Raw genomic sequence first — 24,412 nt, forward strand, 5'->3', positions numbered from 1 at the left:
TCCGTGGTGGCCTAGAGGGCGGCCAGAACTCACGTTGCTCCATCAGTCTAGCAGGTCGGCGCCGCGCACGCGGGCCTCCGCCTCAGCGGGCTTCCACACGCGCCGTGGATGACCGGACGATCCAGCCACGGTCCAGCGCCCCTCGGGCTCCGGCTGCGGGGCCTCAGCGGCTTTCGAGCCGTCCGACTCCTCCCCCGCATCCCACGCCTCGCGGATGATCTGCCTCGGGTCGTACCGCCGAGGATCCACGGCGGTCCATTCCTGGCGGATGCTCGCCACTCCGGCCTCCTGCTCGGCTCGCCGCGCCGCCTCGCCGACGGTGAGCGTCACCCGGCGGACGAGGGCGCCGAGACGGCCCGCATACTCCGGCAGTCGCCGAGGACCGATGATCACGGCTGCGATCAGCGCGACGAGGAACAGCTTCTCGATCGTGAGTCCGAACATCGTCATGCCTCCGTCGTGCCGACGGCCGACTCCCCGACCCTGCGATCATGCAGCCATGCGAGCAGCAGGGCGATCAGGAACAGCAGGGTCATGGGAATCGCGATCAGGAACATCGACAGCACGTCGGCCGCGGGGGTCACGACCGCACTGAAGAGGACGATCGCGACGACGACGAGACGCCAGCTCCGCGCGATCGCCGCCGCCGACACGACACCGAGCAGGTTGAGCATCACGACGAACACCGGGAGCACGAAGGCGACCCCGGTCGCGAGCACGATCTTGAGGATGAAGTCGACGTAGTACGACGCCTGCAGCAGCGTGCTGTCCTCGTTCGAGGCGAAGCTCGCGAGCAGCTCGACCATGTGGGGGAAGAGAAGGAAGCCCATCAGGCATCCGCCGATGAACAGGGGAACGGATGCCGCCAGGAAGCCGAACGTGTACCTCTTCTCTCTGGTGGTCAGACCCGGAGCGAGGAACGCGAGCAGCTCGTGCATCCAGACGGGACTCGACAGCGCGACACCGGCGAAGAGCGCGATCTTGAGCCGAAGGTCGAAAGCCCCGGTGATGCTGTCGTAGTTGAGGCTCGCATCGCGCGATTCGGCGAGCGCACTGATCGGTGCTCGCACGACCTCGAGGATCTGGTCCGAGAGGAGATACCCGGCGACCACCCCGGTCAGGAGCGCCGCCGCCGCACGGAACGAGCGCGTGCGCGCCTCCCGCAGGTGCGAGGACAGCGGCATCCGGGCCAGGGCGGGCGCGGTGCTCGCCTCGACGGCATCAGCGGCGAGCGAGGACACGGTTTACTCCGCGGGCCGCAGGGCGGGCTGCGGGAGGTCTGCGGACTCCCGAGCGTCGACACGGTCCCGGCCCCTCGGCGTCGGCTCGACCCGTGCCTCGTTCGAAGGCTCGGCGACCTCCGATCTGAGGATGCGCATCGACTGGCCGACGCTCTTGGCGAGGGCGGGGAGCTTCGCGGCGCCGAAGACGAGGACGACGATCGCGAGGATGATCAGGGCGTGCCACCCTGTGAGGTTCTGGAGCATGGTCTCTGTTCTTTCGCGTGGAGGGGTTGTCGGGGTTCGGGTTCAGTCGGACGGCGGCTCGCCGCCACCACCGGGGCCGCCCGCGCCGCCCGACGGCGCGGAGCCTGCGCCGGGCGTCGTGGCCGTGTCGACGCCGACCACGAGCGTCGCGGTGTATCCGCTGCCGCCGCCGGTGACAGTGGCCAGCTGAAGGGCCCCGGAGTCGTCGCCGAAGACGTTGTCGCCGGAGAGGCTCGTCTGCGACAGGTTCTGCGTCGAGCCCGGGTAGCGGGAATCGGCGTAGACGGTGGCGCAGACATCTTCGGGCAGTGCCAGCTGGGACGTGGCGATGGCGTTGGCCGAGTCGGTGATCGAGGCGAGGTCGGGGTAGACCTCGAAGTGGATGTGCGGCCAGCGGCCCGAGTAGCAGCCGGGGAAGATCGACGTGAACGAGACCTTCCCCTCGGCATCCGCCACCTGCACTCCACGGAGGTAGGTGACGTCCTCGAGCCCCGACGAGTACATCGAGTACTCCCCCTCAGCCGTGCAGTGCCATGCGTACACCGCGACGCCCTCGAAGGGGACGCTGCCGTTCGCGAGGTCGACCACCTGGAACTCGAAGGTCAGCGGGATGCCGTCGGCTGTCGCCGACCCGTCGATCGACGTCGTGATGTCCTGTCGCACGATGCCCGAATCCTCGAGGACGTCCGGTCCGTTCGATCCGTCTCCGGGGTAGGGACCTGCGGTCTCGTCGGGTATCTCGCCGGCCGCTGTCGTGGTCGACGACCCGGACGTCGTCCCCGTATCGCTCGTCGATGTCGACTCGCTCGTGCTGCCGCTGCCCGACGGGGCGCACGCGGCGAGCACCATCGCGCCCACCCCGAGTCCGGCGAGTCCGAGAATGCCGCGGCGCGTCACCAGGGTGCGGATGTCGAAGGCGGCGCCCTGATCCACGACCTCCTCATCGGCACGGTCGAGCAGCCGCCCCTCGTAGGTCGGGCCCTCAGGGGTCTGTACGGGTTCGGGAATGCGGCTCATGATCGTGCTCCTCTCGATGTGGATGGGTGTCGATGTACCCATGGTCACGGAGGAGCCGATCAGCGAGCTATGCCGCGTCTATGCAGAATCTATGGCTCTCGACGCACCGGCGGATGGAGGACGAGGACGACCACGATCACCACGAGCACGAGGGCGCTGACCGCCACGGGGATAGGCAGCAGGGCGTCGAGGAGGACGACAGCCGCACCGACCGGCACGACGGTGTTCACCACCCTGTCGGCGTTCTCGCGGATCGCGACCCACCAGACGCCGAGCAGGAAGATCGCGATCGGGATGGTCACGGTGAACGACGCCTGGATGGTGGAGAGATGGCTCTCCCCTATCAGGACGTCGAGTTCGACCTCGATGCCCGCCGAGAAGGCGGCGGCCGCGGCGAAGACGAGATAGTGCGTGTACCCGTAGCGGAGCGAGCGGCCGAACGTCGTGATCGCCCTGTGGTGCGGCGCCCAGAAGTAGATCCACCAGAGAGACGCGGTCACGACCAGGGTCAGCACGGAGATCGAGATGAGAGGGACGAAGGAGTCGAGTTCGTTCTTCGCGTCGATGATCGCATTGGCGGAGGCGAGGAGGCTCTCGCCGAGCACGATCAGGGTGAACAGCCCGTAGCGCTCGGTGATGTGATGGGGATGCCAGGGCGTCTGTCTGCGGTGCTCGGCGAACACGGGCACGCTGACCTCGACGAGAGCGAAGACCACGAAGGCCACGAGCTGGAGGGGGCCCGACGGGATGAGCAGGAACAGCACCCAGAGCACCTGCACGCCGGCGATCCCGATGGCGTAGCGACGCGCGGCACCCTTGAGATCTCCCGCACCGCGGGACGCCCGCAGCCACTGCGCGATCATGGCCACACGCATGACGATGTAGCCGATCACCGGGACGGTGAAGTCCCCCTCCTCGAACGCCGCAGGGATGCCGGCAGCGAGCACGAGCACTCCGCCCATCTGGATGATGGTGGTGACGCGATACAACCAGTCGTCTGTGTCGAAGGAGGTGGCGAACCAGGTGAAGTTCATCCACGCCCACCACACGGCGAAGAACACCATCGCGTAGGAGGTGATTCCGTGCACGAAGTCGCCGTGGCTCAGCGCGTGGTGCAGTTGGGCCGAGGCGATGCTCACCGCGACGACGAAGACGAGATCGAAGAACAGCTCGAGCGTGCTGGCCGTGCGATGAGGCTGAGCCGGATCCCTCGGCAGCATGCGGCTGAGATGGAATCGAGGCGCTGAAGTGGTGGTCACGCGGTCAGAATATCGGGGGCCATTCTCCGACTAAGCAGATGTACCGGAATACAGGTTGATCCACTCCCGTGAATTATCTTCCCCTGAACGTTTGGTTCCGCTAGAGTGAACGAAGTCTGCAGTGCCTGCTGCCAGCACCACCGTGTGGGACGGTGACCGCAACCCGTGATGTGGGATCACGGATGCAGCAGGACCCGAGGGGTCGGGAACGCAGACGATGCCATGGACGTGGGGTCCGTGGTCTGGGGAATATCTGGGGATAACTATGGCGCACTGGGGAATTCTGCGTACATTCACGGCTCAAGGGGCCTCGGCATGACTTCCGTCGAGGATGCTCTGAGCATCACTCGCGCGGGTTCGGTCTTCACGCCGGTCTCTGCTCCGCGAGCCGCGAAGTCGGTCACGCGCACGGTGGTCACACCGCGCGTGTCCGCAACGCTGGAGCGACGTCGCCAGTGGGAGCGGCGTTATCGGATGCGACTGCGGATCACGGATGCTGGGGTCATCCTGTTCGCGGTCGGAATCACAGCAGCGGTCCAGATGATGACCGGTGTCGCAGGGGAAGAGGCCCTGCGCAACGGCATTCTGCTGGCCACGCTCTGGTATCTGATGCTCGGCGCGCTGCACACCCGTGACGCAGCGCTGTTCCGCGCCAGCGCCACCGAGTACCGCGGTGTGGCACACGCGAGTGGATTGGCGTTCGGGATCATCGCCATGCTCAGCGTCGTGCTCGGCTGGCAGACGATGCAGCTCGTGCTGCTGATCGGCCTGCCGCTCGGTGTCCTCACGCTGCTCGTCACGCGCTGGGCGTGGCGGCACTGGCTGACGGCGCAGCGTGCGCGAGGTCGTTTCGCCTCGCGCACGCTCGTCGTCGGCAACCGCGACGACGTCGAGTACGTCATCCGCACCCTGCACCCGATCGGCGCCTCCGGGTACCAGGTGGTGGGCGCGACGCTGCTCGACGGCAACGCGCGAGATGTCGAAGCACGCGGCGAGCAGTTCCCCGTGCTCGGCAACGTCAACTCCGTCTCCACCGTGGCTGCCGAACTGGGCGCCGACACGATCATCGTCGCAAGCCGCCCAGACGGCGAGCCCGACTTCGTGAAGCACCTCAGCTGGCAGCTCGAGGGCACCGCCGCAGAGCTCGTGCTCTCGAGCCGCCTCACCGATGTCGCGGGCCCGCGCATCTCCTTCGCTCCTGTCGAAGGTCTTCCGCTGATCCAGGTGCAGATCCCCTCGTACGAGGGCGGTCAGCACGTGCTGAAGCGCGCACTCGACATCGCCGTCGCGTCCGTCGCTCTCATCCCGATCGCACTCATCACGCCGATCCTCGCGCTCCTCGTCAAGCTGGACTCGCCCGGACCGCTGTTCTTCTCGCAGGAGCGCGTCGGTCGCGACGGTCGCACCTTCAAGATCATGAAGTTCCGCTCGATGAAGACCGACGCCGAGCAGCAGCTCGCGACGCTCAAGGAGCAGAACCAGGGAGCGGGCCTGCTGTTCAAGATGAAGGACGACCCCCGCGTCACGCGGGTGGGCAGGATCCTGCGCAAGCTGTCTCTCGACGAGCTGCCGCAGTTCTGGAACGTCCTCATCGGCGACATGAGCGTCGTGGGTCCGCGCCCGCCGCTGCCCACCGAGGTCACCGCCTACGACGGCACCGTGTTCCGTCGGCTCTACATCAAGCCGGGCATCACGGGCCTGTGGCAGGTCTCCGGGCGCAGCGATCTCTCGTGGGACGAGAGCGTTCGCCTCGACCTGCGCTACGTCGAGAACTGGTCGGTCATGAACGACCTGCAGATCATGTGGCGCACCGCCAAGGTCATGGTCCAGCCCAGCGGGGCATACTAGGTACAGAACACTGTGGTTCGGTCTGCCGGGGAGGCGGATGCAGGGCCGTGATGCAGTGAAATGGGTGCGGGAGCACCCGACATGAGGGGGAAATCACCGTGCCATCAACCGTTCGGATACTTGGCACCCACGGCGTTCCTGCCGCCTATGGCGGCTTCGAGACGGCGGCCGAGAACGTCGGTCTGTATCTTCGCGATCAGGGGTGGAACGTCATCGTCTACTGCCAGCTCCCGGGCGAGGGTCGGACCACGGTCGACGACTGGAACGGTCTCCAGCGCGTGCTCGTGCACGAGCCCCGTGAAGGCTGGAAGGGCACGTCGGCATTCGACCTGACCACGATCCGCCACGCGATGCGCGAGCACATCGACGGCGACGTCTGGCTGACCTTCGGCTACAACACCGGTGTCTTCGACGTCATCCCGCGGCTTCGGCGGATCCCCAACGTCATCAACATGGACGGCATGGAGTGGACACGCAAGCGCTGGGGCATCGTCAAGCAGGGAATCCTGCTGGCGAACGAGCGTCTCGCCGGCTGGGTCGGCGATGTGCTGATCGCCGACCACCCCGTGATCGCGACGTATCTGCGGCGCCACTTCGGCACGCGGCGCGTTCAGACCATCACCTATGGCGCCCACGAGGTCGTCGATGCTCCGACCGCACCCGTCGAGGAACTCGGCCTCGTGCCCGGCAGGTATGCGACCGTCGTCTGCCGACCGATCCCCGAGAACTCCGTTCTCGAGATCGTGCAGGCGTGGTCGGCCACCTCACGGGGAATGCCGTTGGTGGTCGTCGGCCCCTACGGCGAGGACGACCCTTACCACGTGGCTGTGCGGGCGGCGGCATCCGATGAGGTGCTCTTCCCCGGTGCCATCTTCGAGCCGGAGCGGATGCGGTCGCTCCGCTTCCACTCCGCTCTCTATCTGCACGGTCACACTGTCGGTGGGACCAACCCCTCGCTCGTCGAGGCCATGGCCGCAGGCAACCCCGTGATCGCTCACGACAACTCTTACAACGCCTGGGTCGCAGGACCCGACAACGCCTACTTCACCGGAGCCGACGATCTCGCCGGCCTGCTCGACGACGTGCTCTCCGATGACAGCAGACGGCAGCGCATGGGCGCCGCCAGCCGCGCCAGGTTCCACGCGGAATTCACCTGGAACAAGATCGGCGCCGAGTACGAGAAGGCGCTACGGACGGCACTCGCGCGACGAGGCCACACGCATCAGCAGACAGGGGTAAACGCATGATCGATGTCGCGGTAGTCGGACTGGGGAAGATGGGACTGTCCCACCTGTCGATGATCAAGGCCCACCCAGACGTGAATCTCGTCGGAGTGTGCGATGCGACGGGGTACCTTCTCGACATCCTCGCGAAGTACACGGGGGTCACGACATACAAGGACCTCGACAAGATGCTCGACGAGGCTCGTCCGCAGGCAATCATCATCGCGACGCCGACGCACCTGCACGCCGGCATGATCCGGCGGGCGCTCGAACGCGGCATCCACGTGTTCTGCGAGAAGCCTCTCGTCATCGACCCCGCTGACAGCATCGAGCTCACCGCACTCGCCGAGCAGAAGGGTCTGGTCACACAGGTCGGTTACCACAATCGGTTCGTCGGCGCCTTCCGCGAAGTCAAGCGACTCCTCGACCTCGACGCGATCGGCACCGTGAACACCGCGCTCGCCGAGGCGTACGGCCCCGTCGTGCTCAAGCCCGCCGGGCGCACCTGGCGAAGCGAGCGAGCGACCGGTGGAGGGTGCCTCTACGACTACGCGGCGCATCCGCTCAACCTCCTCACCTGGTACCTGGGCACACCGGAGTCGGTGAGCGGCAGTCAGCTGACGAGCATCTTCTCCGCCCAGATCGACGACGCTGTCGCGAGCACTCTGCACTACCCCGACGGCACGGCGCAGATCATCTCCAACTGGTCTGACGAGTCGCAGCGCAAGATGACCACCAAGATCACGCTGTGGGGCACCAACGGTCGCATCTACGCAGACCGCCAGGAGATCCACGTCTACCTGCGAGACACGGCGACGATCCCCGAGGGATACCGTGTCGGTTGGAACGTCCGATACACCACCGAGCTCACCGAGGCACCGTGGTTCTATCTGCGCGGCGAGGAATACAGCGCCCAGCTCGACTCGTTCGTGCAGCGTGCGCAGGCCGGTGCGTCCGCCGGCACGAACGACTTCGCGTCGGCCGCGGTCACCGACAGGGTGATCTCCATGATCAGCGAGGACGCGGTGCGCGAGGACTCGCGCCTCACCTCTGACGCAGCATCCGATCTCGCAGTGAACACCGCACCGAAGGGGCGCATCGCGGCGGCATTGACCGCGCTGCGCGGAGGGAAATGACCATGACGACAACCACTCGAACGATGGACCGGCTGCTGTTCGGTGACAACCAGTTCTTCGGCGTCAATCACATGTCGGAAGAGAAGGCACGGGCGCAGCAGATGCGCTTCCAGGACACAGACGCCATCATGAGCGTCCTCGACGCCGCGTACGACGAGGGTGTCCACACCTTCATGTGCACCACTCACGACCGGATCGCCGAGGTGACGGACCACGTCCGCGCGCACCCCGATCGTTACTCGGACATGACCTTCTTCCCGTGTATGCCGTATGCGCACAAGTACGCCAATGCGGTGACGGAAGACGGCTTCCTCGGCGCAATCCGCAAGTTCCTCCCGGAGGAGGGACTCCTCGACAGCATCGCTCGCGGCACCTCCTCGCTCGCCCGCAAAGACATCGAGGGCGTGACGACGCTGCTCATCGACGCCGAGATGAAGATGTTCGAGGGCCTCGACACCCCCGTCATCTGGCTTCAGAACGTGGTCGTCGATCTGCTCTCGGGACTGGGCTTCACCGACGCGTTCCGCATCTTCGCCGATCACGTGCGCAAGCGCTACAACGCGGAACCCGGGTTCATCACGATGAACCTGCCTCGCCTGCTCGACGACCTCGACAAGGCCGGCGTCGAGAACCCGATCGTGTGCTCGAACATCAACAAGCTCGGCTTCCGTATGTCCGGGGGCGTCGACGCGTACCGCGAGGCGATGGACAAGCGCCCGTTCCGCGCGGTCGCGATGTCGGTGTATGCCAGCGGTGCCATCCCGCCGCGGGAGGCCATCGAATGGGTGACCTCGCTACCGAATCTCGAGTCGATCGTCTTCGGCGCATCGAGCAGGGCGAACATCGCGTCGACAGTGAGTCTGGTCGACGAATACTGGCCGCAGCGCTGACATGCCCACCGGTGATCCCAACGTCGTCCTGATCGCGAACCCCGGTGCCGACCTCTACGGCTCCGATCGGATGGTGCTCGAGACCGTGCGGGCTCTCGTAGGTGCGGGGCGACGAGTCGTCGTCACCGTGCCGGCTTCGGGACCTCTCGTGCCGCTGCTCACGCAGGCGGGTGCCGAGGTGGTCGAATGCTCGACTCCCATCGTGCGCAAGGGCCTGTTGAGTCCGCGCGGGCTGATCAGCCTGTTCGTCACCGCTCTGAGGTCGATCGGACCGGGCCTCCGACTGATCCGGCGCGTCGACCCCGGCGCCGTGATCGTGAACACGATCACTCCCCCGCTGTGGATCGCCCTGGCCCGGTGGAGCCGCCGGCTGACCGTGTGCCATGTCCATGAGGGTGAAGGCTCCGTGTCGGGCATCCTGCGACGCGCGCTCTATCTTCCACTCGTGTTCAGCCATCGGGTGATCGCGAACAGCGATTTCACAAGGCGTGTCCTCGCCGAGGCCGCGCCTCGGGTGCGCTCGCGCACTGTGGTGGTGCACAATGCCGTTCCGGGGCCGCCAGAGGTCGTGCCACCGCGTTCGTCCCTCGTCGCGCCGACCCGCCTTCTGTACGTCGGTCGTCTCTCTCACCGCAAGGGTGTGCATGTCGCGGTCGATGCGCTCGACATCCTCGTGCGCGGTCGCCGGGACGCCCGCCTCGACATCGTCGGAGCCGTCTTCCCGGGCAACGAGTCCTACCTCGAGGAGCTGCACGCTCGCATCGAGCAGCGCGGACTCGGCGAGCGCGTATCCTTCCTCGGCTTCAAGGCCTCCGTGTGGGACGACCTGGCCCGCACAGATCTCTCGCTCGTCACCTCTTTGGTCGACGAGACGTTCGGGAACACCGCTGTCGAGGCCGCGCTGTCCGCGCGCCCCGCAGTCGTGAGCAGGGTCGGGGGTCTGCCCGAGGCTGTCAGCGCCTCGCAGAGCGCCACGCTCGTCACCCCCGGCGACGCCGCCGAACTGGCTGCGACCATCGCCGCGAAGATCGACGACTGGCCCGCGCAGGCTCGGCTCGCACTGGCGGATTCCGTCGCCGTTGCTGAGGCGTTCTCGACTGCGCGCTATTCGGACGGCATCCTGGCCGCGCTTGCGCTGAAGGTCTAGCGAACGCTATCCACAGGTCTCTTGTCCCCCATCCGGTGGACATGATATGATCTCGCCACTGGGGATAGTGTCATTTGGGGATGACACAAGCTGACCGATCCGTTCTGAACGGATCGATGTCGGCAACCCTGATTGGGGAATCTGGGGATCGACAATCATGATGATTGCGCGTACAAGCATGTCCATCGCGACCCTCGCGCTCTGCGTGAGCCTGGTCGCTTGCACCGGCAGCAGCGAGGCACCGAGCGGCGGGGGGCCGTCGGCGAATCCGTCGGCGACGTCCACTTCGGATCCGACCGCGGGTGCCGTAGCACCGAGCGAGTCCGACGGGCCGTCTCCGGACGAACCGGTCGCGAAGATCGAGAGGGCGGGCCAGTCGGGCGAACCGAGCGTGAAGGCGGATCCCGCCCGCACCTCGGATGCGGTGTCCTATGACGACGGCGTGAGCGTCGCGATCGACGATGTCACGTTCGCAGCAGAGACGGCGCAGGGCCCCGGGAGCTTCCCGGACCGCGAGTACGCCCGCCTGACGATCACGATCGACAACGGCTCCTCGCAGGCGATCGACCTCGGCACCTCCGTGCTGACATTGCTCGACGCTAACGGCGCGACCGCCGTGCGCGTATACGCCGCAGAGGCTGAGACCGTCGACCTCGCCGGTGTCCTGGCAGCCGGAGAGAGCGCCACCGCCGCGTACGCCTTCGCCATTCCCGCCGATGCGCGCGACGAGGTCACGCTGGTCGTCGACTTCGACGGCGACCATACATCCGCAATCTTCCGCGGAGGGCTCGACTGACATGTCATCACTGAGCCCGCGCGCCACCACTCGACTCGACCGCATCTCAGAACGAGGAACTTCCATGACACGCACCGCCCGCGGAGCAGATCGTCTCCGTCGCGTGATCGCCGCGATCGCCACCGCGGCCACGGCGCTCGCCATGATCGCTTTCATCGCGCTGCCGACCGAGTCGGCATCCGCTGAGACCCCCGGCCAGCCCGACACCGTCACCGCCGACGTCCTGCCGACGTGGCAGATCAACGGCGTCGTATGGAGCCAGGCGGTCGCCGGGAACACCGTGTACGTCACGGGCAGCTTCACCAAGGCGCGTCCGCCGGGGGTCGCCGTCGGCGGCCCCGGCGAGATCGACGCGAACAACGTGTTCGCCTTCGACATCACCACCGGCAACCCGGTACCGAACTTCAACCACGCCTTCGACGGCCAGGGCCTCGTCGTGCGGGTCACCGCCGACGGCAAGACGGTCTACTTCGGCGGCGACTTCACCGCTGTCGACGGACAGGCTCGCGCGCATGTGGCCTCGTTCGACGTCGCAACGGGTGCGATGCTCGATTGGGCACCGCGCGCTGACGGACAGGTACGCGGTTTCGCGTTCGCCGGTGACACGGTCTACGTCGGCGGCAACTTCCGCTCCAGCGGGGGGCAACCGCGCAGCGAGCTGGCCGCCTGGAGCAGCACGACCAAGGCGATCCTCCCGTGGGCTCCGTCTGCCGCCGGCGACGGATTCGTCTGGGACATGCTGATGAGTCCCGACGCGTCCCGCGTCATCATCGGAGGCTCCTTCACGACGCTCAACGGCGCGTCCGCCTACGGCATGGCATCGATCGACGCCGCGTCGGGCACCGCCCTTCCGTGGGCCGCCACCGACAAGATCAAGACGGCCGGCCTCAATGGCGCGATCTCGAGCCTCAGCACTGACGGCACCCAGGTCTACGGGACGGGCTATGCCTTCGGCGCTGGAGCGTCGTTCGAGGGAACATTCGCTGCGGACCCGTACACGGGCTCGATCAACTGGGTCAACGACTGCCTCGGCGACACCTACGGCTCGTTCCCCAGGGACGGGGTGCTGTACTCCGTCTCGCACAAACACGACTGCAGTGTGGTCGGAGCGTTCGGCGACACGAACCCGCGTTCACGCTGGACCAAGGCCATCGCCGAGAGCACGACACCCACGGGCGTCATCACCAAGAAGGACGCCTACGGCTGGGACTTCACCGGACTCCCGTACACCGAGCAGCTGAACTGGTACCCCGACCTCGAGTTCGGCACCTACACCAGCTCTCGCCAGGCGGCCTGGTCAGTGACCGGCAACGCGAACTACGTGGTGCTCGGCGGCGAGTTCCCGAAGGTGAACAACGTCGCTCAGCAGGGGCTCGTCCGCTTCGGCAAGACGAGCGTCTCGCCGCACGCGGTCGGCCCGGTGTACAACGCGGGCCTCACACCGGCTCCGTACTCGAACGAGTCCGGCGTCGTGCGCGTGCCGTTCACCAGTGTCTGGGATCGTGACAACGCCACGATCACGTACGACGTCTTCCGCAGCCCGTCGGTGAAGATCGCGACCTTCACGCGCAGCGACGGCCGCTTCTGGAACCTCCCGGACCTCAGCATCACCGACACCGGGCAGGCGCCCGGAGCGCAGGTGCGCTACCAGGTCAGGGCCAAGGACGCAGACGGCAACGTCCAGTGGAGCGCGTGGTCGCCCTACGTCACCGTGTCGAGCACGCCGACCGCTGCATACCGCGCGGCAGTGCGAGCGAGCGGAGCCGAGCATTACTGGCGCCTCGATGAGACCACGGGAACCCGCCTCAAGGACGACATCGGAAACGCAGCGGGCACTGCGACAGGCCTCACGCTCGGCTCGAGCGGCGCGATGACGAACGACACGAACGCGGCCATCACCTCCGCGGGCGGCAGCTCACCGAAGATGACGACGCAGGACGTCAACGCCGCGCCCGCCGCAGTCACCGTCGAAGCCTGGGTGAAGACCACGAACACCAGGGGCGGACGAATCGTCGGCTTCGGCGACTCGGCCACCGGCACCTCGACCTCGGGCACCACCGATCGCGTGCTCTACCTCGACACCTCGGGGCGAGCGAACTTCGCGATCAACGACGGCTCCTACCGCACGATCTACAGCCGGACCGCCGTGAACGACGGCAACTGGCACCACATCGTGGGTACCGTCGGCAGTGAGGGGATGCAGCTCTTCGTCGACGGCAAGCGCGTCGACCGCGACCAGGCCAGAACCTCGCCGAGGATCTACGACGGGTATTGGCGCATCGGCGCCGACCAGACCAACGGCTTCACCAACAAGCCCACCAACGCGGGACTCGCGGGAACGATCGACGACGTCGCCGTGTATCCGGCGGCCCTGAGCCCGTCGGACATCCAGTCGCACTACCTCGCGAGCGGGCGTTCCGCAGCCTGGACCTCGACTCCGACGGATGTCTACGGCGCCGCCGTATCCACGGACAAGCCTGACCTGTTCTGGCGTCTCAACGAGACCGTTGCGGGAAGCATCGTCGATTCGGCGACCGGCGGCACGACCGGAAACCTCTCCGGCACCGTGACCCGGGGGCAGGCATCCGCGATCGGGGCCGGCACGGCGACCACGTTCAACGGGACGAGCGCGCTCGTCGTCGCTCAGGAGGCTTGGACGGCGCCGAGCACCTACAGCGCCGAGCTGTGGTTCAAGACGACGTCGACCAGGGGTGGGACCCTGATCGGGTTCGGGAACACGACCAGCGGACTGAGCTCGTCGTACGACCGTCACGTGGTGATGCAGAGTGACGGCAAGATCCAGTTCGGAAGCGGGCAGCCGCAGACGACGCTCGTGACCCCCACGGCTTACAACGACGGGCAGTGGCACCATGTGGTGGCCACTCAGGGCACCGGCGGCATGAAACTGTGGTTGGACACGCAGCTGGTGGGCAGCAACTCGATGGCAGGGGCTGAGAACTACCGCGGCTACTGGCGCATCGGCGCGGACCGCACCTGGGGAAGCACACTCAGCAACTACATCGCCGGCACACTCGACGAGGTCGCCGTGTACCCCACCGCTCTCTCTGAGCAGCGGGTGCGCGATCACTTCGCCGCAAGCGGCCGGACAGTGCCAGGACGTGCCCCGGTGGCAGCGTTCACATCTGCGGCGAACAAGCTGAACATCGCGGTCGATGCCAGCACCTCCACCGACGCTGACGGGGGCCCGCTCGTCTACGCCTGGAACTTCGGTGACGGCACCCTGGCGGACGGGCCGACGGCGTCGCACACCTACGCCGCTGGCGGAACGTACACGATCACGCTCAAGGTGACGGACAGCACATCGTTGGTCAACACCCTCACGCGCGCCGTGACGGTCGCTCCGAACCAGGTCCCGACGGCAGTCGTCACCACGAACGCGGATCACCTCGACGTCGCCTTCGACGGGTCGGCATCGACGGATCCTGATGGCACGATCGCCTCGTACGCCTGGGACTTCGGTGACGGCGGGACAGGCACCGGGGCGACCGCGTCGCACAGCTACACGACGGCGGGCACATTCACCGCAACGCTCACCGTCACCGACGACAGCGGCGCCACGGCGACCGCGACTCGCACGGTGACGACGACGCTGGCGCCGAACCAGGATCCGACGGCCGCCTTCACGACGGCGACCGACATGCTCCGGGTCTCGACCGACGCGTCCACGGCGGCGGACCCGGACGGCACCATCGAGTCGTACGCCTGGCAGTTCGGAGACGGTGCGACCGCGACCGGAGCCACCGCGGAGCACACCTACGCGAATGCCGGCACCTACACGGTGACGCTCACGACGACCGACAACAGAGGGGGCACCTCGACGGTCACGCACGACGTCACCGTCGCGCAGAACCAGGCACCGACCGCGGCCTTCACCACGTCGGTCGCGAACCTCACCGCCTCCGTGAACGCCTCCGGCTCCGCGGATGCCGACGGTACCGTCGCCTCCTACGCCTGGGACTTCGGAGACGGCACCTCGGGCTCGGGTTCGACAGCCACGCACGCCTACGCTGCCGGGGGCACGTACACCGTGACTTTGACGGTGACGGATGACCGAGGCGCCACTGCCACCACAACGAACGCGGTCACGGTGGCGGCTCCGCAGGTATGGGCGCAGGACGCCTTCACGCGCACGGCGACCAACGGCTGGGGCACCGCGACGACGACGGGCGGCCCATGGACCATGTTCCCGAGCAGCGCGACGGCCCTCAGCAAGTTCGCAGTCAACGGCACGGGCGGCACGGTCACGCTGTCCGCTGGCAACAACTACTCGGCATCGCTCGCCGGCTCCACGCCGTCGACGAACACCGAGGAGCGGTTCACCGTGGCGTTCAACCAGCCGTCGACCGGCGGCGGCTTCTACTTCTCGGCTCTGGGCCGTCAGATCGACAGTGGCAACGACTACCGCGCGAAGTTCCGTGTAGCCTCCACGGGCGTCGTGTCGCTGTGGCTGACGAAGACGATCGGCGGGGTCGAGACGGTCCTGTCGTCTACGACGATCCCCGGTCTCTCGGTCACCACCGCAGATCAGCTGAGCGTCAGACTGCAGGTCACCGGAACGAACCCGACCACGTTGAAGGCGAAGGTGTGGCGCACGTCGGCCACCGAACCCACCGCGTGGGCACTCACTGCCACGGATGCGACGGCGTCCCTGCAGACCGCCGGCTACGTCGGAGTGAACAGCTACCTGTCGGGGAGCGCGACGGCAGTGCCGGTCGTGTACACCTACGACGACTTCTGGTCCGGCCCGGCTCAGTAGGGGAAGCAAAGAGGCCGGGGTGCTCACGCACCCCGGCCTCTTGCATGTGTTCCGCGATCAGGGGAAGCGGGCCCCGATGGTCGGCGTCGCAGAACCGAGGATCGTCGCCACCACTGCTGGGATCGTCCGGGCCGACGCGGTCACCCCGGCCAGCAGCCTTCCGGAGCGATCGGTGGCCGCACGACCTTCGATCGCGGTCGAGTTCGCGTCCTGCCCGGTCGTGCCGCGGTACGTCGCCCACGTCGAGAAGACGTAGGGGTTCACGTTCTCCGCGCCGCGCGACCAGACGACGAACCAGGTGGGTGCGGCGGCACCGTTGCGCTGGACCACATTGCCGTCCGAGCGGATGTTCAGCTGCGCGGGTGTGTACCGGTGGGTGTAGTCCTCGACGCACACCGTGCAGTTGCCCGCGCTCTCACCGATGACGTTGTTGCCCATCGAGATGTCGCGGATGAGCCACGGCATCGTCGGGTCCGGGAACGGGCGCCGAGCGTTGTGTCCCGGCACCGACGCGTCAGTGGCGCTTCTGCTGTCCTGCACGACGTTGACGGCGCGGTCGCCGCCGATGATCGTGTTGTTCCAGAGGTTCACACCACCGGTGTTGTTGATCTTGACCCCGTTGCCGACGTTTCGCAGCACGAGGTTGTTGACGAAATCGATCTTCTGCGAGAGCTCGAGGAATGCCCCGGCTCCCTTGTTCTCGATGATGTCGGATCCGGCGATGCGGACGTCGTACACGGACTGGTCGAGCCAGACACCCGGCCCGTCGTTGCGCAGCAACGCGGAATCGGTCACCGTCACGCCGCGCGACTTCGCGATCTTCACTCCGCCGGACACCGGCGATGTGTTGAAATGCTCGGCGTTGTTCTCGATAGCGAGCAGATCATCGATGACGAGCGCATCGGCGTAATTCGCGCCGAGGCCCATGAGGCCGTTGCGTGCGAGCGTGACATCGCGGACCGTGGCGTTCGACGACCCGACGAAGAGTCCTGTCGAGGCGTTGTCGTAGATCACGACGTTCTCGAGAGTCGCCCGCGGCGCCTCGACCGTGACGGCGCCCATCATCCACACGGACGTCGCATAGTTGCGGATGCCGATCCCCCGCACCAAGGCTCCCTCGCCTCGGAGCGATAGCGCCTTCGTCAGCGTCGAGGTCTTGACGTTGCGTCCGGTCGGATCGGTGCCGAGGTAGAGGCGGTCGTTCGCGACGTCCGTGAAGAATGTGCCCGCCTTGAGATTCGCGAGCGAGGCGACCTCCGCCTGTGCGACGCCATCGATCCAGACCTGCTCGGGATGCGCGGCCATGGGATGCGCGTCGTTCAGCCATCTCCACCCGGCCTCGGTGCCGTCGGCCTCACCCTTCGTGAACGATGGGGTGGAGTCGAAGTCGTACTTCCAGTCGGCGCTGAACCAGCGTCCACTCGAGCCCTGCCAGTTCTTCAGCGTCGACGCCCCGTCGAACCAGACGGCCTCGCCGGGGTAAGACTGCACCGTGAGCTTCTTGCCCGCGGGGATCACGACCGACTCGTGATACGTGCCTGCCCGAAGCACGAGAGTGGCCCCGGATGCTGCACGGTCGACCGCAGTCTGCACGGTGGCGAAAGGCGCTGCGGACGACCCTGTTCCGGCGGCCGTGCCGCTGGGACTCACGAAGAGCGCACCCGATGGAACGGCGTAGTTCGTCGACCCCACCACCGCAGAACCGGCCGCGGTGCGAGTGCCGGCCACGTTCCAGACCGGGGCTCCACCTGCGGGGGCCGCCGGAGCGGTCGGCGTCGTCGGAGTGGTCGGCGTCGTCGGGGCCGTCGGAGCGGTCGGCGTCGCCGGGGGCGTTGTCGGCTTCACCTCCTGCTTCGTCGTCACCCGAAGATCGTCGAACAGGACCGCGAGTGCGGGAGTGCTCCGCGAGACATAGAGTCGCACTCCGGTGCGGCCGGCGACCGTGAGTCGCTTCGTCGCACGGTCGGTGACGCTGAGCTTCCAGGTGGACGGCTTCACGCCCACGGCGTGCACACGCGCGTCGATGGTGACGGCGACCGTCCCCGCGAGACGGGTCTCGAGCACGAAGGGGACTCCGGCCTTGACCCGCAGGTCCGGAACCGAGGTGTGGCCGAGCGAGGTCTGCACGCCCGCGTTGACTCGGAGCGTCTCGAGAAGGATCACGCCCTTCGGGTCGACGCGCACCTGGGTCTGATAGAAGCCGTCGGCGGTGAGGCGCGACTGCAGGCTCAGGTACACGCCGGAGCCTGCAGTCGGAAGCTTCGGAAGGGTGAAGACCGTGGACTGGGTCGAGTCTCTGACCGACAGGCCGACAGGCCGAGCGGTGACCGTGGCGCCCGGGGCGGCGGCGGTCAGCTTGGCCGCGCCGTTGGCGACCGAGGCTGAGGTCACGGGTGCCGCGTCGTAGGTCGTGCCCTGGGCCGATGTGCCGAGGCCCTTGGTGACGGTACGGGTCATGGAGTCCTGAACCACGACCACGTCTGTCGTCGCCGCCGCAGCGGGTGAGACGACGACCAAGGGGAGTAGAAGTGCGGATAGGGATGCGATGAGGGGGAGGGTTTTTTTGCGCATGAGGGGGAGGCTCCGATGTGCTTCTCGTCACTGCAGGGTCGGGGTGGCAGCTACGACATCCGCCTTCGGGTGGCGGATTATCCTAGACCATAGCCTGAATTCCCTGGGTAGTCACGCTGGGTTCGCTGATATCGATTGAGTAAACGACAGCGATCGGAGATCCTTTCGACTCAGCCGAGCGCCGACATCTTTCGGAACCATATGGCCAAGGCCGCGGCCAGGTACAGCAGCGCGGCGAGTCCCAGCAGGCTGTATACCAGCATGAACGCGGGCGCCCAACCCCAGAGCACGAACGCGAAGCACAGCACGCCGTAGTCGGTGGGTAGACCCATCAGAGAACGGACGAGCGAGAATCCCCCGGCCTGCGCTGCCTGCGGCACCCCGCGCTTGCCGCGCAGGAGGTCGTTCAGGATCATCCCGAAGAAGGTGACCGTCGAGATCACGGCGAACCCGAGCGGAACCAGAAGCCAGAGATCGGAGGGCAGCGGGAAGAAGCGGTACCACCCGATCACGACGGCGAGCGGGAGGGAGACGAGCTTGGTCGAATCGAGAACGTGATCGAGCCATTCTCCGGCGAGCGATCCGCCCCCACGCAGTCGCGCCACCTGGCCGTCGGCGCTGTCCCACGCATAGCCGATCGCGAGAAGCAGCCAGACGACGATGCCGAGAACGATGGACGGGGGCACTGTCGCCAGCAGGACGATCCCCGTGAAGGTGAACGCGGCGCTGATGAGCGAGACCTTATTGGGCGTGAGGCCGGCGGTGTATGCGCCCGCCGCGATCACTCGACCCACCGGACGATTGACGAACACCGAGTAGGCGGGGGCCCCGCGGGCCCTCCCCTTCTGCGCTGCTGAAAGGCTCCGGTAGGCGTCTGCGAAACTCAGGGGGTCACTCCTCGTGCTCGGAAGTCATCGAATGCCACGGTGTACGGAACGCTGCTGAATCCGGACCCCGCGTATGTCGAGATCCCGATGTAGCCGGCGGTCTGCAGGGCTGCGGTGGAATCGGTCGTGGACAGCTGCCAGGCAGCCGGTTCTGTCGTTCCCGCCGCCCAGAGCTTACTCCGCAGCGTCGTCGTACCTGTGCCGAATGCCTGCACTCGCACGTTATATATCGTTCCCGCTGCGAATGTGAACCCGGTGAGGTTCTGCGAGACGAGCGCCGTGCCGCCGCGAGCGAGCTGCGCCGTCACCGAGCCGTCGGCCCCGATCAGCCAGCGTGCACGGTAGTCGTCCGCACCGACGACCCGGGCGAGAGCCGCGACGTAGACCCGCGCGCCCGTCGGCAGTGCGGGGGCCGTGACCGTGAAGGTCAGGTCCGTGCTGGTCGAGGTCGCCGCGTTCAGCGATGCGGTGCGGGTCTGCCCCGCCGCCTGCGTCGTGAACTTCGCGGCGCCGTTGTCGATCGACACGTTCGCCGCTCCGCTGGTCTGCGACCAGACGCCGCCGGTCTGCGCCGTTCCCAGAGCACCGTTCGCCCGACCGAAGTCGTCGGCGGCGAAGGCAGCGCCCGCGGGAGCGACCACGGTCACCGACTGGGTGACCGTGTTCACGGCGCCGGCGTTGTCGGTCACCGTGAGCGTCACCGTGTATGTGCCCGCTGCGGCATACGGGTGCGAAGTCGTCGCGCCCGTGCCGGTGGTGCTGTCACCGAAGTTCCACGCATACGAGGCGATCGAGCCGTCAGGGTCCGTCGATGCCGAGGCATCCACTGCGACGGTGAGATCCGTCGGTGTGGCCGTGAACGAAGCGACCGGGTTCTGGTTCCCCGGGGCCGGAGCCGTCACGGTCACCGGCTTGGTCACCGTGCCCGTCGCACCCTTGTCGTCCGTCACAGTCAGCTTCACCTGATACGTGCCCGCCGCGGCGTACGTGTGCGCCGTCGGCGTCGCTCCCGAACCCGTGGACCCGTCTCCGAACTCCCATGCGTACGACGCGATGGTTCCGTCGGCGTCCGCCGAGGTCGACCCGTCGACCGTCGCTGCGAGGCCGCTCACCGAGCTGGTGAACGCGGCCGTGGGCGCCTGGTTGGCGGGAGGAGTGGGACCGCCCGTGGTCGAGCCTGCCCAGAAGTTGTCGAACCGTGTCTGGAAGGGCACGTTGGTGACGGATCCGCCGAGGTACACGCCGAGTCCGACGTGGCCGGCCGACTGCAGTCCCGCCGCGGAGCTCGTCGTGGTCGACGTCCACGCGGTCGGCTCCGTCGTTCCGACCTTCCAGACCTTCGCCCGGACCGTGGTCGGAGACGTGCCGGTCGCCTCGGTGCGCACATGCAGCGCCTCGCCCGCGGCGACGGTCAGCCCGGTCGGAACCGTGGTCAGCACGGTGGTGGTCTGCTGCAGCTGCAGCTGCACCCCGCCGGTCGGAGACACGATCACACGGGACCTGTAGTCCTCGGTGCCGACGCGGCGTGCCGCCACTGTGTAGTACGCGCTGCCTCCGGTCGGAAGCTGCGGCAGGACCACATCGACGTCCACCGCGGTGTCTGTCGAGGAGACGCCGGTGAGGTAGGCGTACCGCTGCGCTCCTCCGGCAGGCTGCTGGAACGCCGCGTATGCACCGCTGACCAGGTAGTTGGATGCCGTGTTCGACAGCGTCCAGGCCCCACCCGTGTTTGCGGTCCCGAGGCCGCTGGCGGCCGTGCGATTGAACGAATCCGAGGCGTATGTCACCGCACCGACCGGCGCCGACACGGTGATCGAGGCGGTCTTCTGCGAGGTGGCACCCTCGTCGTCGGTGACGGTCAGGGTGATCGTGTAAGTGCCGGCTGCAGCGTATGTGTGCGTCGCCGTGGCCCCCGAGCCCGCTGCCGTCGAGTCACCCCAGTTCCAGGAGTATCCGGCGATCGTGCCGTCGGTGTCCTGAGAAGCGCTCGCGTCGACGTCGACCTTGAGGTCGGCCGCCGCCGAGGTGAACGACGATACGGGCGCCTGGTTGGCCACCGCCTCGACGATCGCCGTCTCGGTGTCGGTCGCGCCCTTGTCGTCGGTGACCGTGAGGGTCACCGTGTAGGACCCGGCGACGGCGTAGGTGTGCGTCGCCGTAGCACCGGAGCCCGCGGGCGATCCGTCGCCCCAGTTCCAGCTGTAGGCCTGGATCGTGCCGTCGGCGTCAGTCGAGGCCGAGGCGTCGACCGCGAGGCCGAGCTTCGTGACCGCGGTGGTGAAGCTGGCGCTCGGCGCGATGTTCGCCGGCGCGCCGGTCGTTCCCAGCGCGTAGTGCTGAGAGACGGCGGTCTCGGAGATGGGCGTCAGATAGACCGCTACCTCGTCGATGGCTCCGTCGAACTCCCAGTCTCCGGGGCCCCAGGTGACGTCGCCACCCACGTGCCAGTATCCGGTGTAGTCCTGCGCGTTCGTCTGGCCGTTCGACCCCTGCAGCACGCCGTCGACGTAGAGACGCATGCCGGTCGCGCCCTGCGTCGCGACCACCTGATGCCACTGACCGTCGTTGTACGACGCGCTGGTCTGCAGCGTCTCGGCGAAACCGACCCACACGCCGTAGATCAGCTTGCCGTCGGGTGTCATGTAGACGTGTCGGTCGTACCCGGAGGAGTTGCCGTCAGCGCTGTTTCCGAATCCGATGATCTTGCCACCGGTCGTGGTGTCCGTCTTGAACCACGCCTCGAGCGAGTACGACCGCGGGTTCGTGAAGGCGTTCTGGCTGATGACCTGGCCGCCCTCGAACGTGGCCGCCGAGTTGCTGACTCCCTCGAGAGCTCCGTTCGCGCCCTTGGTGACAGCGCCGAAGTAGTTGCCCTTCTGGTTGTAACCGGAGGCGTCTGCCGCGACACTGCCGGTCGACTCGCCGAGACGCCAGTACAGCGCGGGGTCGGCGGCGTAGACGGCTGCGCCGTATGCGTCGCTCGGTGCGGTCGAGCCCTCGAGCTCGCGTCCGGATGCGGTGTAATGGGCGGCTGCCTGCTCGCGCGTCAGCGGAGCCCCGTAGATGGCGACCTCGTCGATCTGACCGTCGAAGAACGCGGCTCCAGACCAGGAGGTGTCTCCACCGACACGCCAGTACCCGTTGTACGGCTGGGCAGAGGTGACATCGGTGCGCTGGGCGACCCGGACGCCGTCGATGTAGAGCACCATGCCGGCGTCGCTGAGACCGGCGGACATGTAGTGCCACTGACCGTCGTTGAATGCGGACGACGAACTGATCGTCTGAGATGAGCCGGGGTAGACGCCGAAGGTGACGCGTCCGCTGGCCTCCATGTAGACGTGGCGGTCATAGCTGCCGGATGTGCCGGTCGAGCTGCTGCCGAAGCCGACGATCTTGCCGCCGTCGGTGGAGGTCGTCTTGAACCAGGCCTCGACACCGAAGGTGTCAGGGCCGGCGATGGCCGAGGTGGTCGACGCGAAGCCGTTGGCCGAGCCGTCGAAGTCGGAGGCGTCACGGGAATCCGAGAGCATGGCGCCCGAGGTTCCGCGGGTGACGCCGCTGCGTACCGCGAGGTCCGATGCACCGGCCCAGTCGTACGAGAGGGTCGCGGACGAGTCGTCGAGCGGCCAGTAGCTCAGGGGCGCGTCCTCGAGCACCGCGGTACGGTACGCACTCGGAGCCGCCGAGCCGGACGCCGTCACGGTCGTCGTCCCGCCGAGGATCGAATGACCTTCGTTGTCCGTGGCGCGCACCCGGTATGTGTAGCTCGTGCCGTTCGTGACGGTGGTGTCGACGAACGCCATCGGGGGCAGGCCCCAGTCGGCGGACTTCGACCGGATCTTCTCGTAGGTCTTGACGACCACGTTGTCGCGCAGGACCTCGTACTTCAGGAACTCGCTGTCACGGTCGTAGTTGAGTGGCCAGCTCACGCGGATCGATCCGCCGGTGAGCGCGATCGAGGATGCCGGCCACGCGGTGTTCCAGAGGATAGGGCCCTGTGCGTTCGGAGCCTTGCTGGTCACGGCGAAGCGGGCGAGGCCCTGCTGCCCGGTGTTGTTCACCCGGGTGAACTCGCCGCCGTACACGAGGTACTCGCTGTTGGAGGAGACCGACCACGGACCCTGCGATGCGCCACTGACGTTGCCCGCGTTGAAGGCGGGGAACCAGTGCTGCAGCTTGGGTGCGGGGTTTCCGCCGAAGTCGTAGTAGCCGAGGTTCAGGCCATAGGGCGTGGTGCGCTCGACGTCCTTTGTGACGGCCAGGCCGCGGTAGAACGACCAGGGGTCGCTCTGCGGGAATCCGTCGACGAGGCTGCCGCAGTAGTGCGAGTGGCCAGCCGCGTACACGCTGTCGCCCATGGGCTCGACGTCGTACTGGTCGCCGTGGCAGTCGTTGACCCAGACCAGGTTGCCACTCGACCACGACGCACGGAACGAGCCCTCGAGGTTGCCGCCGTTGCCGAAGACGTAGCCGGTGCCGTAGATGTCGTCGCCGTCGGACTTGAGCGAGAGAATCGCCGCGTCGAGACCGGCGTTGCGGATCACGTTGTTCGCGGAGAAGGGCAGCAGCGAGGCGTCGGATGCCGACACCATGGCCAGTCCGTAACCGGGATTGGAGCTGCCGTTGAGGGTCAGGAAGTTTCCGCCGAGCACGACCTTGTCACCCGCGGGAGAGACGGTGACGACGCGGCCCTGACGTGACTCGAGCACGGGCGCCCAGGGGAGCAGAGTGCCGCTGCGGGTGAAGGCTGCGGCGCCGGAGCGGTCGTTGCCCGAGACTCGGCCGAACGTGCCGGTGATGTACACGGTGTCGTTGGTCGCGGCCACGCCGGAGGTGACGCCGTTGGAGTTCGGGTTGAACGCGGCCAGGTTGCCGCTGGGCAGATCGAACGCGGCGACGCGGTTGCGCGTCTGGGTGTTCACCGTGGTGAAGTCGCCGACGATGTAGAGCCGCGTTCCGTCGGGCGAGGCCTCGACCTGGCGCACCTGGCCGTTGATCGAGGGGGCGAACGACGTGATCAGCGCGCCCGTGCGGATGTCGTAGGCCAGCAGGTTCGATCGGGGCGTCTCGTTCGTCCCCGCGGCCGCGCCCGCCGGGCGTGCGCTGGTGAACTTTCCGGCCGCGTAGACGACGTTGCCCACGACTGCCTGATCCCAGACGATGCCGTTGATCTGAACCGTCGGAAGCGAGTCGGCGGTCACCGTCGGCGCTTCCCCCTCGGGTGGACTGACGTCCGCCTGAGCCGGCGAGATCGCCACCAGCGATCCGAAGGCTATGGCGAGCGTCATCGCGATCGCGATCGATGCTCCCCGTGCGCGGCGTCCCCAAGACAGAGCTGTAGTGCCCATCGTTCATCTCCCCAGATGATGGACCG

15 protein-coding genes are annotated in these 24,412 nt (G+C 67.2%); 7 read left to right on the forward strand and 8 right to left on the reverse strand.

Annotation, left to right across the window (positions count from 1 at the left end):
- Window positions 1-42: 42 nt before the first annotated feature.
- From ACZZZF_RS08710 to ACZZZF_RS08730, 5 genes are all read right to left on the reverse strand, one after another.
- Window positions 43-450 (reverse strand): Sec-independent protein translocase subunit TatA/TatB, encoded by a 408-nt coding sequence (locus ACZZZF_RS08710; RefSeq protein WP_463497964.1) that lies wholly within the window; start codon window positions 448-450, stop codon window positions 43-45.
- Window positions 447-1,241 (reverse strand): twin-arginine translocase subunit TatC, encoded by a 795-nt coding sequence (tatC, locus tag ACZZZF_RS08715; protein ID WP_463497966.1) that lies wholly within the window; start codon window positions 1,239-1,241, stop codon window positions 447-449. The genes ACZZZF_RS08710 and tatC overlap by 4 nt, the downstream gene beginning before the upstream one ends.
- Before the next feature lie 3 nt (window positions 1,242-1,244).
- Window positions 1,245-1,487, reverse strand: coding sequence for a twin-arginine translocase TatA/TatE family subunit (locus ACZZZF_RS08720; RefSeq protein ID WP_187249904.1), 243 nt, complete (start codon window positions 1,485-1,487; stop codon window positions 1,245-1,247).
- Between the two features lie 42 nt (window positions 1,488-1,529).
- A complete protein-coding gene (locus ACZZZF_RS08725; RefSeq protein WP_187249903.1) occupies window positions 1,530-2,504 on the reverse strand; it encodes an intradiol ring-cleavage dioxygenase in 975 nt (324 codons plus the stop codon).
- 89 nt (window positions 2,505-2,593) lie between these two features.
- On the reverse strand, window positions 2,594-3,724 hold the full coding sequence (locus ACZZZF_RS08730; protein WP_463499932.1) for a low temperature requirement protein A: 1,131 nt from the start codon (window positions 3,722-3,724) through the stop codon (window positions 2,594-2,596).
- Window positions 3,725-4,078: 354 nt separating this feature from the next.
- On the opposite strand from ACZZZF_RS08730, the gene ACZZZF_RS08735 reads away from it, so the two are divergent.
- From ACZZZF_RS08735 to ACZZZF_RS08765, 7 genes are all read left to right on the forward strand, one after another.
- Window positions 4,079-5,611 (forward strand): sugar transferase, encoded by a 1,533-nt coding sequence (locus ACZZZF_RS08735; RefSeq protein WP_463497968.1) that lies wholly within the window; start codon window positions 4,079-4,081, stop codon window positions 5,609-5,611.
- Between the two features lie 98 nt (window positions 5,612-5,709).
- Entirely contained in the window at window positions 5,710-6,858 is a 1,149-nt protein-coding gene (locus ACZZZF_RS08740; RefSeq protein WP_463497970.1) for a DUF1972 domain-containing protein, read from the forward strand.
- A complete protein-coding gene (locus ACZZZF_RS08745) occupies window positions 6,855-7,970 on the forward strand; it encodes a Gfo/Idh/MocA family protein (protein WP_053098702.1) in 1,116 nt (371 codons plus the stop codon). Before ACZZZF_RS08740 ends, ACZZZF_RS08745 begins: the two co-directional genes overlap by 4 nt.
- Before the next feature lie 2 nt (window positions 7,971-7,972).
- The gene (locus ACZZZF_RS08750; RefSeq protein ID WP_200955152.1) at window positions 7,973-8,860 is read left to right on the forward strand and encodes a hypothetical protein; all 888 of its coding nucleotides are present in this window, start codon (window positions 7,973-7,975) and stop codon (window positions 8,858-8,860) included.
- A 1-nt stretch (window position 8,861) separates the two neighbouring features.
- Window positions 8,862-10,007 carry a glycosyltransferase family 4 protein gene (locus ACZZZF_RS08755; protein ID WP_230100965.1) on the forward strand — a complete coding sequence of 382 codons (1,146 nt, stop codon included), beginning with the start codon at window positions 8,862-8,864 and terminating at the stop codon, window positions 10,005-10,007.
- Window positions 10,008-10,185: 178 nt separating this feature from the next.
- A complete protein-coding gene (locus ACZZZF_RS08760; protein ID WP_463497972.1) occupies window positions 10,186-10,803 on the forward strand; it encodes a DUF4352 domain-containing protein in 618 nt (205 codons plus the stop codon).
- Window positions 10,804-10,867: 64 nt separating this feature from the next.
- Window positions 10,868-15,580, forward strand: a complete 4,713-nt coding sequence (locus ACZZZF_RS08765; protein WP_463497974.1) for a PKD domain-containing protein — start codon at window positions 10,868-10,870, stop codon at window positions 15,578-15,580.
- A gap of 57 nt (window positions 15,581-15,637) precedes the next feature.
- Here ACZZZF_RS08765 and ACZZZF_RS08770 read toward each other — a convergent pair whose 3' ends face one another.
- The 3 genes from ACZZZF_RS08770 to ACZZZF_RS08780 all read right to left on the reverse strand — a co-directional run bounded on the left by ACZZZF_RS08770 (window position 15,638) and on the right by ACZZZF_RS08780 (window position 24,386).
- Entirely contained in the window at window positions 15,638-18,037 is a 2,400-nt protein-coding gene (locus ACZZZF_RS08770; RefSeq protein WP_463497975.1) for a right-handed parallel beta-helix repeat-containing protein, read from the reverse strand.
- A gap of 284 nt (window positions 18,038-18,321) precedes the next feature.
- A complete protein-coding gene (locus ACZZZF_RS08775) occupies window positions 18,322-18,945 on the reverse strand; it encodes a CDP-alcohol phosphatidyltransferase family protein (RefSeq protein WP_082298073.1) in 624 nt (207 codons plus the stop codon).
- Between the two features lie 89 nt (window positions 18,946-19,034).
- The gene (locus ACZZZF_RS08780; protein ID WP_463497977.1) at window positions 19,035-24,386 is read right to left on the reverse strand and encodes a PKD domain-containing protein; all 5,352 of its coding nucleotides are present in this window, start codon (window positions 24,384-24,386) and stop codon (window positions 19,035-19,037) included.
- Between the last annotated feature and the right edge of the window lie 26 nt (window positions 24,387-24,412).

It is taken from the genome of Microbacterium sp. AC215, from assembly GCF_979258645.1.

Coding starts and splice junctions, on each gene's coding strand:
- ACZZZF_RS08710 (WP_463497964.1), bottom strand. CDS start 450: ATGACGATGTTCGGACTCACGATCGAGAAGCTGTTCCTCGTCGCGCTG.
- ACZZZF_RS08720 (WP_187249904.1), bottom strand. CDS start 1,487: ATGCTCCAGAACCTCACAGGGTGGCACGCCCTGATCATCCTCGCGATC.
- ACZZZF_RS08725 (WP_187249903.1), bottom strand. CDS start 2,504: ATGAGCCGCATTCCCGAACCCGTACAGACCCCTGAGGGCCCGACCTAC.
- ACZZZF_RS08730 (WP_463499932.1), bottom strand. CDS start 3,724: ATGCTGCCGAGGGATCCGGCTCAGCCTCATCGCACGGCCAGCACGCTC.
- ACZZZF_RS08735 (WP_463497968.1), top strand. CDS start 4,079: ATGACTTCCGTCGAGGATGCTCTGAGCATCACTCGCGCGGGTTCGGTC.
- ACZZZF_RS08745 (WP_053098702.1), top strand. CDS start 6,855: ATGATCGATGTCGCGGTAGTCGGACTGGGGAAGATGGGACTGTCCCAC.
- ACZZZF_RS08750 (WP_200955152.1), top strand. CDS start 7,973: ATGACGACAACCACTCGAACGATGGACCGGCTGCTGTTCGGTGACAAC.
- ACZZZF_RS08755 (WP_230100965.1), top strand. CDS start 8,862: ATGCCCACCGGTGATCCCAACGTCGTCCTGATCGCGAACCCCGGTGCC.
- ACZZZF_RS08760 (WP_463497972.1), top strand. CDS start 10,186: ATGTCCATCGCGACCCTCGCGCTCTGCGTGAGCCTGGTCGCTTGCACC.
- ACZZZF_RS08765 (WP_463497974.1), top strand. CDS start 10,868: ATGACACGCACCGCCCGCGGAGCAGATCGTCTCCGTCGCGTGATCGCC.
- ACZZZF_RS08770 (WP_463497975.1), bottom strand. CDS start 18,037: ATGACCCGTACCGTCACCAAGGGCCTCGGCACATCGGCCCAGGGCACG.
- ACZZZF_RS08780 (WP_463497977.1), bottom strand. CDS start 24,386: ATGGGCACTACAGCTCTGTCTTGGGGACGCCGCGCACGGGGAGCATCG.